The sequence below is a fragment of the Streptococcus toyakuensis genome, from assembly GCF_024346585.1.
Classification (GTDB): Bacteria; Bacillota; Bacilli; order Lactobacillales; family Streptococcaceae; genus Streptococcus; species Streptococcus toyakuensis.
The window spans coordinates 1229428-1243271 of sequence record NZ_AP024523.1 but is presented as its reverse complement, the minus strand read 5'-3'; the positions used below and the strand labels follow the sequence as shown (position 1 = coordinate 1243271).

14 protein-coding genes are annotated in these 13844 nt (G+C 38.8%); 10 read left to right on the top strand and 4 right to left on the bottom strand.

The annotated features are described in order from the left end of the window. Positions 1-27: 27 nt before the first annotated feature. The 3 genes from STYK_RS06425 to STYK_RS06415 are packed head-to-tail and all read right to left on the bottom strand — an operon-like array spanning position 28 to position 1877. Complete coding sequence (locus STYK_RS06425; RefSeq protein WP_261804736.1) at positions 28-843, bottom strand: TIGR03943 family putative permease subunit; 816 nt, start codon at positions 841-843, stop codon at positions 28-30. Beyond that, positions 840-1745, bottom strand: a complete 906-nt coding sequence (locus tag STYK_RS06420; RefSeq protein ID WP_060628173.1) for a permease — start codon at positions 1743-1745, stop codon at positions 840-842. The genes STYK_RS06425 and STYK_RS06420 overlap by 4 nt, the downstream gene beginning before the upstream one ends. Then, the gene (locus tag STYK_RS06415; RefSeq protein ID WP_000268685.1) at positions 1746-1877 is read right to left on the bottom strand and encodes an SPJ_0845 family protein; all 132 of its coding nucleotides are present in this window, start codon (positions 1875-1877) and stop codon (positions 1746-1748) included. Between the two features lie 631 nt (positions 1878-2508). On the opposite strand from STYK_RS06415, the gene STYK_RS06410 reads away from it, so the two are divergent. The 8 genes from STYK_RS06410 (at position 2509) to STYK_RS06375 (ending at position 11312) form a co-directional block, all read left to right on the top strand. Further along, entirely contained in the window at positions 2509-4638 is a 2130-nt protein-coding gene (locus STYK_RS06410; protein WP_084924280.1) for a Tex family protein, read from the top strand. After that, a complete protein-coding gene (locus tag STYK_RS06405; RefSeq protein ID WP_084924281.1) occupies positions 4625-5074 on the top strand; it encodes a SprT family protein in 450 nt (149 codons plus the stop codon). The genes STYK_RS06410 and STYK_RS06405 overlap by 14 nt, the downstream gene beginning before the upstream one ends. 58 nt (positions 5075-5132) lie before the next feature. Next, positions 5133-5405, top strand: coding sequence for a PspC domain-containing protein (locus STYK_RS06400; protein WP_084924283.1), 273 nt, complete (start codon positions 5133-5135; stop codon positions 5403-5405). Between the two features lie 196 nt (positions 5406-5601). Next, a complete protein-coding gene (locus tag STYK_RS06395) occupies positions 5602-6273 on the top strand; it encodes a hypothetical protein (protein WP_084924284.1) in 672 nt (223 codons plus the stop codon). A gap of 3 nt (positions 6274-6276) precedes the next feature. Next, a complete protein-coding gene (locus STYK_RS06390) occupies positions 6277-7821 on the top strand; it encodes a hypothetical protein (protein ID WP_261804735.1) in 1545 nt (514 codons plus the stop codon). Positions 7822-8366: 545 nt separating this feature from the next. Next, positions 8367-9125 carry an ABC transporter ATP-binding protein gene (locus STYK_RS06385; RefSeq protein WP_000173372.1) on the top strand — a complete coding sequence of 253 codons (759 nt, stop codon included), beginning with the start codon at positions 8367-8369 and terminating at the stop codon, positions 9123-9125. Position 9126: 1 nt separating this feature from the next. Continuing rightward, a complete protein-coding gene (locus STYK_RS06380; protein ID WP_084924288.1) occupies positions 9127-11115 on the top strand; it encodes an ABC transporter permease in 1989 nt (662 codons plus the stop codon). 50 nt (positions 11116-11165) lie between these two features. After that, complete coding sequence (locus STYK_RS06375; protein ID WP_084924289.1) at positions 11166-11312, top strand: hypothetical protein; 147 nt, start codon at positions 11166-11168, stop codon at positions 11310-11312. Here STYK_RS06375 and STYK_RS06370 read toward each other — a convergent pair. Continuing rightward, complete coding sequence (locus tag STYK_RS06370; RefSeq protein ID WP_261804734.1) at positions 11309-12004, bottom strand: VIT1/CCC1 transporter family protein; 696 nt, start codon at positions 12002-12004, stop codon at positions 11309-11311. The genes STYK_RS06375 and STYK_RS06370 overlap by 4 nt on opposite strands. 228 nt (positions 12005-12232) lie before the next feature. Here STYK_RS06370 and STYK_RS06365 point away from each other — a divergent pair, with 228 nt between their 5' ends. Together STYK_RS06365 and STYK_RS06360 are read left to right on the top strand one after the other, a co-directional pair. Beyond that, a complete protein-coding gene (locus tag STYK_RS06365; protein WP_084924293.1) occupies positions 12233-13024 on the top strand; it encodes a Cof-type HAD-IIB family hydrolase in 792 nt (263 codons plus the stop codon). Continuing rightward, positions 13024-13842: a Cof-type HAD-IIB family hydrolase gene (locus tag STYK_RS06360; RefSeq protein ID WP_084924294.1), complete on the top strand. Its 819-nt coding sequence runs from the start codon at positions 13024-13026 to the stop codon at positions 13840-13842. The genes STYK_RS06365 and STYK_RS06360 overlap by 1 nt, the downstream gene beginning before the upstream one ends. Positions 13843-13844: the final 2 nt, after the last annotated feature.

Below are 13844 nucleotides of genomic sequence, written 5' to 3'. Positions count from 1 at the left end.
AAAAGTAGCCCTTTCCAGGCTACTTTTTTAAAACACGCGATACACGTAGGGATTTTCTGGTTTATCGACTTTGGTAAAGCTATCGATTTCCAAGGTTGGGAGGTTTTGTTTGAGTTCTTTATGATAGTGATTGACTAGTTTTCCTTTGGCTGTAATCCAGGTATTATTTTCATACTGACGGGTATTTCCCTTGGTCAGCAATCCATACACACCCGAATCTGCGATACAGTGAATAATGCCGAAGCGGAACAAAAATTGGCTATTGGCATGACTGGGGTCGTTATAGACAAAGCCTGTGAACTGGACTGTCTTACCCTCAAACTCATCTGGATAGTCGTAGATAGCTTCCATGACTTCCATATAGTTTTCGTTGGTGACCTGAATGCTATCTTTGGACAAGTATTTATCCGCCGCCATTCTCATTTCCTTTTCATAGGCTGTTTTTGAGAAATAAGAACTGGTATCTGGTTTCAAATATTGGCTTGTCGTCCCTTCGCTGGTCTGAATGGCTTGATCCGTTCCTTCTGATAAGGGGAAATGATAGCCTTTGGTAGATACGGTCTGAGAATCCAAGCTAACAGTTGGGAAAGTTAAACCAACAACAATTGGAATTGCCAGAAGAGCAATACTTATTACCTTCGCTAATCGGCTATTCAGATGACTGTGGGTTTTGACTTGCTTCATCCAGATATACAATTGAACAATAGCCAATATAAAAGAAAGCACCATGGAAATATAGGCCAGATAGGAATAGTGCATGTTGATGTACTGGTTTAATTTGCCCGACAGATGGAGATAAATGGTCAGTTCAAAATAGCCAGCTAAAACTAAAAATCGAATCATAGGATGACTCCAATCAAGAGAGAATAGACTAAAACGACCAGAGTTACAATCGTTATGAAGTGACTGATAAATCGTGCTTTCAAGTAATTTTTCATCATGAGAATATTTTTGATATCTAGCATTGGGCCAATAACGAGAAAGGCCAGAACTGGTGCCAAACCGAAACTCGAGAGAAGAGAAGCACCGATAAAGGCATCTGCCTCACTACAAAGTGAAAGAAGAAAGGCCAAAAGCATCAACAGCAAGATGGCAAAAAGAGGGGTCGCACTGATAGAAGTCAAAATGCGTGTCGGAACGTAGACCTGTATTATAGAGGCAAAGAGACAGCCAAATACCAAATAACGCCCCGTATCAAAAAATTCATCAATGGCCTGCACAAAGACTTGAAAAACTTTCTTTGCAGGGCTCAAGTGAGAAAAATCATGCTCATGACAGGCAAAACGATTTTCTTTTTGAATGGGTTCTTGCCAGAAAAATCCCAGAAAAATTCCTAGTATCACAGCTACAAGAATGGACCCCAGAGCTCGTAACAAGGCAACGTGAAAGGAGTTGCCAAAGGCAGAATAGGTCGCAAATAGAACAATGGGATTGATAACTGGTGCAGTCACAAGAAAGGGAACAGCCGTGTAACTGGGAACTTTCTTTTCCAGAAAACGATTGATAATGGGGACGATTCCACATTCACAAGAAGGAAAAAGCATCCCAACGAAGGTCCCAAAAAAGATTCTCCCCCAACGATTTCGAGGGAGAAGATGATAAACCTTGTCAGGTGTGATATAGACTTCAATCAGCCCTGAGACAATACTTCCTATCAGCACGAAAGGGAGGGCTTCAATGATAATGGAGAGAAAAATGGCTCCAGTCTGAAGCACACTAGATGGGAGTTGTTGGAAAGCAGTCATCTAGTTTTTCTTTTCTGCTTTGGCCTTTTTCTCTTTGTCATCAGGGAAAGTGACCTGCTTCAAATCTGGGAGTTTAGCAAACTCTTCAAACATTTTGTCCAAGTCGTCTCGTTTTGTAAATTTTACAGCCATAGGTGTACCTCGATTCTAAATTCTACCTCTATTATACTATTATTTTGAGGAAAAGGGAAAAGTTAAAATTGAGTATCTAACGAATAATAGAGCTTTATAAATCCTGATTAAGTCTGGTAGATTGAGAAAACTTGACAAAAAAAGTAGATAGTGCTAGAATAACATTAACGAAAGACATTTGAGGGCAGAAAGGTTCCTGCCGCACCTTGAAAAAGGTATCTGAGATGCTGGGTACACCGACCAGCCAAGTGTCCGTTATTTCAAAGGAGGGAGCTTAAATGCTCCTTTTTGTTTAAAAATTTCAAAAAAGATTATCCCCTCCGCAGGCTCAGGCTTGCGATTTTTTTATTTCTCAAAAACACGCATTTTGGACGATTAGAAACAGAAATTACAATCCTATTGTTCAAAAAAGGGTTTTCTTGAAGAATAGAGAGGGAGAATAGTGGCGCATTATTGTCAAAAATAAAAACAGTGAAAATTTAATCACTAATCCTTTTGTAATCTAGTAGAATTCTAAATTGAAACCTTCTCAATGAATAGAATATTGAAATGAAGTAAATTTATTTCCCAACTTATGTTTTAAAATTGTAAGAGGTAATTTGAAACGTTTAGCTTATGGTATAATAGGTTTATGGATAAAAAATATTTAAAAATTTCCCAAGATTTGGGTGTGACCTTAAAACAAATTGATACTGTCTTGTCTTTAACAGCTGAAGGGGCAACTATTCCCTTTATCGCGCGTTATCGCAAGGACATGACTGGTAGTCTGGATGAGGTGGCGATTAAGGCTATTATCGACTTGGATAAAAGTCTGACAAATCTCAACGACCGTAAGGAAGCTGTTTTAGCTAAGATTCAAGAACAAGGCAAGTTGACCAAGGAGTTGGAAGAGGCAATCTTAGCTGCCGAAAAATTAGCAGACGTAGAAGAACTCTATCTACCTTTTAAAGAAAAACGTCGGACTAAGGCAACCATTGCCCGTGAAGCTGGACTCTTTCCTCTTGCTCGCTTGATTTTGCAGAATGTAACTGACTTAGAGAAGGAAGCTGAAAAGTTCGTCTGTGAAGGATTTGCGACTGGCAAGGAAGCCTTAGCTGGTGCAGTTGATATCTTGGTCGAAGCCTTATCGGAGGATGTCAATTTACGTGCTATGACTTATCAGGAAGTGCTGAGACACTCTAAACTCACTTCTCAAGTTAAGGATGAAAGTCTCGATGAAAAGCAGGTTTTTCAGATTTATTATGATTTTTCAGAGACGGTTGGAAATATGCAGGGTTATCGTACCTTGGCTCTCAATCGTGGGGAGAAGCTAGGTGTCTTGAAGGTCGGTTTTGAACATGCGACAGACCGTATTCTTGCCTTCTTTGCTGCTCGTTTCAAGGTGAAAAATGCCTATATTGATGAAGTGGTTCAGCAATCTGTTAAGAAAAAAGTCTTGCCTGCTATCGAGCGTCGCATTCGGACAGAATTGACTGAGAAAGCGGAAGAAGGAGCTATCCAACTCTTTTCGGACAACCTGCGTAATCTCCTCTTGGTTGCTCCTCTAAAAGGGCGCGTGGTTCTTGGATTTGACCCTGCCTTTCGTACAGGTGCCAAGCTAGCTGTCGTTGATGCTACAGGAAAAATGCTGACAACTCAGGTCATTTATCCCGTTAAACCAGCATCAGCTCGTCAAATCGAAGTAGCCAAGAAAGATTTGGCAGACTTGATTGGTCAGTACGGGGTGGAAATTATTGCCATCGGAAATGGTACTGCTAGTCGTGAAAGTGAAGCCTTTGTAGCGGAAGTTCTGAAAGATTTTCCAGAAGTCAGCTATGTTATCGTCAATGAAAGTGGTGCTTCGGTCTATTCTGCCAGCGAACTTGCTCGTCAAGAATTTCCAGACTTGACCGTTGAAAAACGCTCTGCCATTTCTATCGCCCGTCGTTTGCAAGATTCTCTTGCAGAGTTGGTTAAAATCGATCCTAAGTCAATCGGCGTTGGTCAGTACCAGCATGATGTCAGTCAGAAGAAACTGTCTGAGAGTCTGGACTTTGTCGTGGATACCGTGGTGAACCAAGTCGGTGTCAATGTCAATACGGCCAGCCCAGCTCTTCTTTCACACGTAGCTGGACTCAATAAAACCATCTCTGAAAATATCGTCAAATACCGTGAGGAGGAAGGAAAAATCACTTCACGATCTCAAATCAAGAAAGTTCCTCGTCTGGGAGCCAAGGCCTTTGAGCAGGCTGCTGGTTTCCTACGTATCCCTGAAAGTAGCAATATCCTTGATAATACAGGAGTTCACCCAGAAAACTACTCTGCGGTTAAGGAGTTCTTCAAACGCTTGGATATCAAGGACTTGAATGAAGAAGCACAAAGCAAACTCAAGTCGCTTTCAGTCAAGGAAATGGCGCAAGAGCTAGACCTTGGTCCAGAAACTCTTAAAGATATCATTGCAGATCTTCTCAAACCAGGTCGAGATTTCCGTGATTCCTTTGACGCACCTGTGCTTCGCCAAGATGTCCTAGATATCAAGGATTTAGTGGTTGGTCAGAAGCTAGAGGGTGTGGTGCGTAATGTAGTTGACTTTGGTGCCTTCGTTGACATTGGAATTCACGAGGACGGTTTGATTCATATTTCCCACATGAGTCGCAAATTTATCAAACATCCCAGCCAAGTGGTGTCAGTCGGAGATTTGGTAACAGTTTGGGTTAAGAAAATAGATACTGAACGTGAAAAAGTCAATCTGTCGCTCCTAGCTCCAAATGAAACTGACTGATTACGTTAAGCAGGTCTCACTAGCAGACTTCGGCAGACCTTTTATCCATCATGCCCAGTGGAATAGTCGTCTACGTTCGACAGGTGGACGATTTTTCCCAAAAGATGGGCATTTGGATTTTAATCCCAAGGTTTATCAGGAACTCGGTCTGGATGTTTTTAGGAAAATTGTCCGACATGAACTCTGTCATTATCACCTCTATTTTCAAGGGAAGGGCTATCAACACAAGGATAGGGATTTTAAGGAACTTTTGAAAGCAGTGGATGGATTAAGGTTTGTACCATCCTTGCCCAATAGTAACACCAAACAAATCAAGCTTTATCGTTGCCAATCCTGCCAGCAAAGGTATCAGCGCAAGCGAAGGATTGATACCAAACGCTATCGCTGTGGACTTTGTCGAGGTAAATTGCTACTAATAAATCAGCCTGAGGACTGATGAAAGCCGAGCCTACCCGTGATATACTATGTCTAATCTAGCAGAAAGAGGAAAAATCATGAACAGTAAATTTTATAAAATGAGACGAAATCGCATGATTTCAGGAGTTCTGGCAGGTCTGTCAGACAAGTGGAACTTTGATGTTACCCTTGTTCGTTTTCTATTTGCTATTTTTACAGTCGCAAACTTTGGACTTGGCGTGATTATCTATATCATCCTAGCTTCTGTCATGCCAACCAAGGAAGAAATCGAAGCAGAAATGTACGGAACAGGCCCACGCAAACGCAAAGAAGCCCAAGCTATTGATGACACTGAAGGCTGGTTTTGGTAAGGTAAATAAGAAAATAAGCTTTGTATTATATAATACAAGGCTTTTTTCATCTTGTCAGAATCTATGGCTAAATGGTATAATAAGCGTATAAAACGATTTTGATTATTATAGTGAAAAATTTTTCAAGAATCTATAAAGAGAGTTACTAAATGGAATCATAATCGAAAAATAATATTCATAAAATGTGGAGTTTTTTATGTTCGAACTAAATATAACAAAGTTAATTATTGTATGTGATGAGAGTACAGTTGGATATGCTAATTACTTACGCCAACTTGTAAGTGCTAATGACGATGAAGAAGACGTAATTATAGGAACTAAAGATGGTGCAATTAAAGTAAGTGTTTGGTTAGAAAAGCATTATTTAGATAATATGTCTACAATATCGTCTAATGAACATGTTTTGTTTATAGGAGAAAATCAAGCTAGTAAAGATGAAATACCAAGTATGACTGTAAAATTTGACCAACTTGGAATGAAATATGGATGGTTAGGCAAGCGTGGTATGATGCTAGTTTCAAGTACTATAGATAACCCAGATAGTTACAATGAATTTATTAATCTCTGTAGTGACTACAAGACTGAGTTTGAACTAATAGAGTTTAAAAAACCACTTCATGAACAAGCACTAGACGCAGCTGTTGGTGTTATGGGTGATATTCCTGATATTATGATGAATGTTGGAAATACATTATTATCTTTCTTGGGACCTGTGCCAGCTATTGCAGCGGATGCAGTCAATGCGGTTGCAGAAGCTACAAAATGGATTACAACAACAGATGATCAGAGAAAAATTACTGACCAACAATTCCGAGCTTTGACTTTAATATTATACATGGATGGATTATCAGAGTTCTTGGAGGGGTGATGAATGGATGGTTTTAGAGAGGGATATGAATTCTTTCAAAAGCGAGCTGGTAATTTAGCAGGAATTGTAGATGGAGAGCAGTATATAGATACTGTAAATTCAGAGATAGATAATTTGATGAACTCTATTAATAATCTTAAATCAAGTGGTTCACTTGTAGAAACATTAAAGGGAGATGCTGCTGAATTTTGGCACGGCGGAACCTTTAATATTAAGGCAGTTATTAATTCCTCAAAAAACAGAGTACAAGTTGATCGTAGCCATGATTTTGGATCTGCTGATATTACGGGAGTAAACTTCGATGCTAAGTTTGGTTTAAAATATTATAAAGATGCTACTTCGACTGCTAAACAACAGTCAAAGAGTATTATTGATTGCTATAATGATTATAAACCTAAAGGTATAAAAGATGAGTTTCCCATCTATTTAGAAAAGAGAAGTATGGACAAAGAAATAGATCCGAATACTACAGTCTATTTTGAACAACATAGAATTGTTCCATCTGATCAACTTGAGGAAATTATTGCAATATTAGAAAGTAAAGGGCGAGAGTATTCAATTAATTCCCCCAAAGGTTTTAATAAGTATGAGGATACTCGAAATTACCTGAGTGATAGAGTTAGAGATAATAAAGGAAATGAGTCAATTCCTTTATCTAAACAAGAAGCTCACGATCTAGCGCAATTGGCTAAAGAGGGTGGAGTAAATTCTGAGGATTTACACTTAACAACTGAAGAGCTTATTAAATACACTCATATATTAAAACAATCATACAAGGCTGGCTTAACTGCAGCAACAATATCGATGGTTTTGCAAGTTGCACCTGAAATATGGAATGCAATAGCTTATCTAATTAAGAATGGATATGTCGGTGAAAGACAATTTAAAAAAATAGGTTTTGCAGCACTTACAGGAGCAGGCGAAGGATTTGTAAGAGGTACAGTTTCAGCAGCAATTACAGCAAGTTGTCTGTCTGGGGTATTTGGAAAGACTCTTAAAAAAGCTAATCCATCAGTAATAGGTGTAGTGACAGTACTAGTAATGAACTCGATGAAGAACTCGTATAAAGCATTTACTGGCGAGATGAATAGAAGTGAGATGGTGACCGAGTTAATTAAAGAAATGTTTATTACAACCTGTGCATTTTCAATGGGATTATTAGGAAAAGCATATATCAAAATTCCGTTACCTAAATTTCTTTCTCAACTTAATGAAGTTGTTCCTTTAGGATACATGATAGGTAGTTTTGTAGGATCAATAGCTGGCTCTGTTATTTACTCTTCAATATACAATCCAGTGCTATCATTTTGTGTTGAGTCAGGATTTACTCTATTTGGTTTAGTAGATCAAGATTACGAGTTGCCAGAAGAAGTATTAAAAGAAATAGGAATTGAAGTTTTTGAATATGAAAAGTTTGAATACGAACCGTTTGAATATGAGAAATTTGAATACGAGCGATTTGAATATGAACAATTTGAGCATGAGAAACTTCATACGATATTCCTAAGAAGAGGAGTTATAGGTGTAAATTGTGTAGGATATTTATAATAGTCGGATTGAATATCTTTTATAAGTACGAATATATTTATAATTATAAAAGACAATTTTTTTCTATCTGAAATTAGTTTTATTAAGTTAAATCAGTCAATAACTATTAAATGCTGAAAAAGAAACGCAAAGAAGTCCAAGCTATTGAAGAAAATGATGGATGGTTTTGGTGAGGTAGAAACAGTTATTTTACTGTTAGTCTATGAATTCGACTAATCTATTTTAAAATTTTTGAACCCTTGTATCCGCAAGGGTTTTCTTCTTGCTTTCTTTTTATGGTAAAATATTTTTAATAAAATATCTACATTTCCTCCAATCTTACAAAAATGTAAGATTAAAGTCTCTTTTGTAAGGTTAGGTTATGGCAAGCGGTCTTTTTTTGATGTAAACTAGACTCATAAAGAACAAAGGAGTATCATCATGAAACAAATTTTACAGAAGAAAACAAGAAAACCAAGCCATAAAGATATCGAGCGCGTTCAGCTGGGATGCGCTATGATGCAAGCAACATTTCATTTGATGGGATATTAAGAAAGGAGATTCTCATGACACTTTTAGATGTAAAACACGTTCAAAAAATTTATAAAACTCGTTTTCAGGGCAACCAAGTAGAAGCTCTCAAGGATATTCACTTTACCGTCGAAAAGGGTGACTACGTTGCCATCATGGGTGAGTCTGGTTCTGGTAAATCAACTCTTCTCAATATCCTAGCTATGCTGGATAAACCAACTCGTGGTCAGGTTTATCTGAATGGAACTGATACAGCAACCATTAAAAATTCACAGGCTTCTAGCTTCCGTCGTGAAAAGCTGGGCTTTGTCTTCCAAGACTTTAACTTGCTAGATACTCTCTCTGTAAAGGATAATATCTTGCTTCCGCTTGTCTTGTCAAGAAGACCCATTACGGAGATGATGAAGAAATTGGTGGTGACAGCTGAGAATCTTGGTATCAACCAATTGCAAGAGAAGTATCCTTACGAGATTTCAGGTGGGCAGAAACAGCGTGTAGCAGTAGCCCGCGCCATCATCACAGAACCTGAAATTCTCCTTGCGGATGAGCCAACAGGAGCCCTTGATTCCAAGTCATCTGCAGCCTTACTTGATGTCTTTGATGAAATCAATGAGCGTGGCCAAACTATTCTCATGGTAACCCACTCAACAGCAGCAGCTAGCAGAGCTAAACGTGTACTCTTTATCAAAGACGGCATTCTTTACAACCAAATCTACCGTGGAGAGAAGACAGAACGTCAGATGTTCCAAGAAATTTCTGATACCTTGACTGTCATGGCAAGCGAGGTGAATTAGTATGTTTCGATTAACCAATAAGTTAGCGGTATCGAACTTGATTAAAAACCGCAAACTCTACTATCCTTTTGCGCTGGCTGTTCTCTTGGCAGTCACCGTCACCTATCTCTTTTACTCTCTAACCTTCAATCCCAAGATTTCGGAAATCCGTGGAGGGACAACCATTCAAGCTACTCTTGGATTTGGTATGTTTGTCGTCACCCTTGCGTCAGCTATTATCGTCCTTTATGCAAATAGTTTTGTTATGAAAAACCGTTCCAAGGAACTAGGGATTTATGGCATGTTGGGCTTGGAGAAGCGCCATCTAATCAGTATGACCTTTAAAGAGTTAGTGCTATTTGGAATTCTAACTGTTGGAGCAGGTATCGGTATTGGAGCCTTATTTGACAAGTTGATTTTTGCATTCTTGCTCAAACTGATGAAATTGAAGGTTGAACTGGTCGCCACCTTCCAGATGAAAGTTGTCATTACAGTACTTGTTGTCTTTGGATTGATTTTCCTAGGCCTCATGTTCCTGAATGCCCTTCGAATCGCCCGTATGAATGCCCTCCAGCTTTCTCGTGAAAAAGCTAGTGGTGAGAAAAAAGGACGTTTCCTTCCTCTCCAAACTATTCTTGGTGCGATTAGTTTAGGTATTGGTTATTATCTTGCGCTTACTGTAAAAGATCCTCTTACAGCCCTAACAATCTTCTTCTTAGCTGTTTTGCTGGTTATCTTTGGTACTTATCTTTTGTTCAATGCAGGAATTACAGTTTTCCTTCAAATCTTAAAGAAAAACAAGAAATACTATTACCAGCCCAATAACCTTATCTCAGTGTCCAACTTGATTTTCCGTATGAAGAAAAATGCGGTTGGACTAGCAACTATCGCTATTTTGTCAACAATGGTTTTGGTAACCATGTCAGCAGCGACTAGTATTTTCAATGCCTCAGAAAGCTTTAAAAAAGTTCTAAATCCTCATGATTTTGGGGTTTCAGGACAAAATGTTGAAAAAGAAGACTTGGACAAACTCTTGAGCCAGTTTGCAAGTGACAAAGGTTATAAGATTAAAGAGAAAGAAGTTCTTCGTTACGCTTACTTTGGTGTTGCAAACCAAGAAGGTAGCAAGTTAACCCTTTTTGAAAAAGGACAAAATCGTGTCCAACCCACAACAGTTTTCATGGTATTTGACCAAAAAGATTATGAAAATATGACTGGCCAAAAATTGTCTCTATCAGGAAATGAGGTCGGACTCTTTGCAAAGAATGAGGGAGTTAAAGAACAGAAAGCTCTAACTCTAAATGATCATCAATTTTCTGTCAAAGAAGAATTTACTAAAGATTTCATTGTAAACCATGTTCCAAATCAGTTTAATATTTTGACTGCTGATTACAATTACCTTGTTGTACCTAATTTACAAGCCTTTTTGGATCAATTCCCAGATTCGGCTATCTATAATCAGTTTTACGGTGGTATGAATGTAAATGCCAACGAAGAAGAACAACTCAAGGTCGCTGAAGAATATGATAAATACCTCAATCAGTTTAATGCTCAATTAAACACGGAAGGTAGCTATGTTTACGGTAGCAATCTAGCAGATGCTAGTTCTCAGATGAGTGCCCTCTTTGGTGGTGTCTTCTTTATCGGTATTTTCCTATCCATTATCTTTATGGTCGGAACTGTTCTGGTCATCTACTACAAACAAATTTCTGAAGGCTATGAAGACCGTGAGCGCTTTATTATCTTGCAGAAAGTCGGTTTAGATCAAAAGCAAATCAAGCAAACTATTAACAAACAGGTTTTAACTGTTTTCTTCCTTCCTTTGCTTTTTGCCTTCATACATCTAGCCTTTGCCTACCATATGCTTAGTCTGATTTTAAAAGTGATTGGTGTAATAGATACGAATATGATGTTGACTGTGACCTTGTCTATCTGCGCTATCTTCCTCATCGCCTATGTGCTGATTTTCATGATTACTTCAAGAAGTTATCGCAAGATTGTCCAAATGTAAAAAAGATACCTCGACTTCAAAATCGAGGTATTTCTTGTATTTTATACTCAATGAAAATCAAAGAGCAAACTAGGAAGCTAGCCACAGGTTGCTCAAAACACAGTTTTGAGGTTGTAGATAAGACTGACGAAGTCAGCGACCATATCTACGGCAAGGCAACGCTGACGTGGTTTGAAGAGATTTTCGAAGAGTATTAAATGCTGAAAAGTTGTCCGAGCAGGAAAGTAACTCCCATAGTCAAGAGACCAATAGCTAGGTTTCGAATCATAGCTGTTTTGGTTGGGGCTTTTCCAAGTTTGGCACTAGTGTAACCAGTGAGAAGAAGGGCCACACCGACGATAAGGACAGTAACAGGGATGCGGTATTCACTTGGGAAAATGGTAATTGAAAGCATTGGTGGTAAGCTACCAAGGAAAAAAGAAATAAAGCTAGAGATAGCAGCATGCCAAGGATTGGTAAACACTTCATACTCAATCCCATATTTTTCCTCTACCAAAGCCTTGAGCGGATTATTTAAAAAGGCTTTGTTGGTGAGAAGTTGGGCTGATGTTTCACACTCACCATTTTGAATATAGGCAGCATAGAGGGACTTTTTGGCTAGTTCCATATCTTGGTCTAGCAAGACTTGCTCACGCGCAACGGCTGCTTCCTCGGTATCTTTTTGAGTTGAAACGGATACATATTCTCCACCAGCCATTGAAAAGGCACCTGTCAAAATAGCTGCAAAGCCTGATAAAAAGATAATCCAGATATTGGTCGTGGCACTAGCAACCCCGATAACCACACCAGCAATGGAAATAATCCCATCATTGGCACCAAGCACACCCGCACGCAGGATATTTAAACGACCTGCAAAATTTGAATCAATTTCGTGATTTGTTTCTGACATATTATTCTCCTTTTTATCCAGTATAAAGGAAAAATATAAGGAAATCAATCTTTTAAAACTGTCTGAAAAAAGTTGCACGATTTTAATTTTTTAAGAGTTTTTAAGTTGAAATCAGTACTAGCTAGTAGGAAAGGATAAAAGATAGGTAAAGCTGATAGACTCGTCCTTTTTCTAGCTATCTATGGTATAATAGAAGGTAGATTTACTAATCGGAGTAAGAAAGATTTTATGATTAAACTAGTAGCAACGGATATGGACGGAACCTTCCTAGATGGGAATGGACGCTTTGATATGAACCGCCTCAAGTCTCTTTTGGCTTCCTACAAGGAAAAAGGGATTTACTTTGCGGTAGCTTCAGGGCGCGGATTTCTGTCTCTAGAAAAATTATTTGCTGATGTTCGTGATGACATTATTTTCATCGCGGAAAATGGCAGTTTGGTAGAATATCAAGGTCAGGACTTGTATGAAGCGACTATGTCTCGTGACTTTTATCTATCAACTTTTGAAATGCTGAAAACTTCACCTTATGTAGATATCAATAAACTGCTCTTGACGGGAAAAAAGGGAGCTTATGTTCTAGATACGGTTGATGAGACCTATTTGAAAGTGAGCCAGCACTATAATGAAAATATCCAAAAAGTAGCGAGTTTGGAAGATATCACAGATGACATTTTCAAATTTACAACCAACTTCACAGAAGAAACGCTAGAAGCTGGGGAAGCTTGGGTCAATGAAAACGTTCCTGGTGTTAAGGCCATGACAACTGGTTTTGAATCCATTGATATTGTTCTGGACTATGTCGATAAGGGTGTGGCTATTGTTGAATTAGCTAAAAAACTTGGTATCACAATGGATCAGGTTATGGCTTTTGGAGACAATCTAAATGACTTGCATATGATGCAGGTTGTGGGACATCCTGTAGCTCCTGAAAATGCACGACCTGAAATTTTAGAATTAGCAGAGACAGTGATTGGTCACCATAAGGACCAGTCGGTTATAGCTTATATGGAGGGCTTATAATGGCAGATATAAAATTGATTGCATTGGACTTGGACGGTACCTTGCTGACTACTGATAAAAGGCTGATGGATCGCACCAAGGCAACCTTGAAAGCTGCGCGTGATCGTGGTATTAAGGTCGTATTGACAACTGGTCGCCCTTTAAAAGCTATGGATTTCTTTCTCCATGAGCTAGGGACTGATGGTCAGGAAGATGAGTATACGATTACTTTTAATGGTGGTTTGGTTCAGAAAAATACAGGTGAAATCCTTGATAAAACAGTCTTTTCATATGATGATGTGGCACGCTTGTATGAGGAAACAGAGAAATTATCACTGCCTCTTGATGCCATCTCAGAAGGAACTGTTTATCAAATTCAATCTGACCAAGAAAGTCTTTATGCCAAATTCAATCCAGCTTTGACTTTTGTTCCAGTTGACTTTGAAGACCTATCTAGTCAAATGACTTATAATAAATGCGTGACTGCCTTTGCTCAAGAACCCTTGGATGCAGCCATTCAAGAGATTTCTCCAGAATTGTTTGATCAATATGAAATCTTTAAGTCACGTGAAATGTTGCTAGAGTGGTCACCAAAGAATGTTCATAAAGCAACAGGTTTGGCAAAACTGATCAGCCATCTTGGAATTAACCAAAGTCAAGTCATGGCATGTGGTGACGAGGCCAATGACCTCTCTATGATTGAATGGGCAGGGCTCGGTGTTGCCATGCAAAACGCTGTTCCTGAAGTCAAGGCAGTCGCAAATGTAGTGACGCCAATGACCAATGATGAAGAGGCTGTCGCCTGGGCTATCGAAGAATATGTGCTAAAGGAGAACTAAGA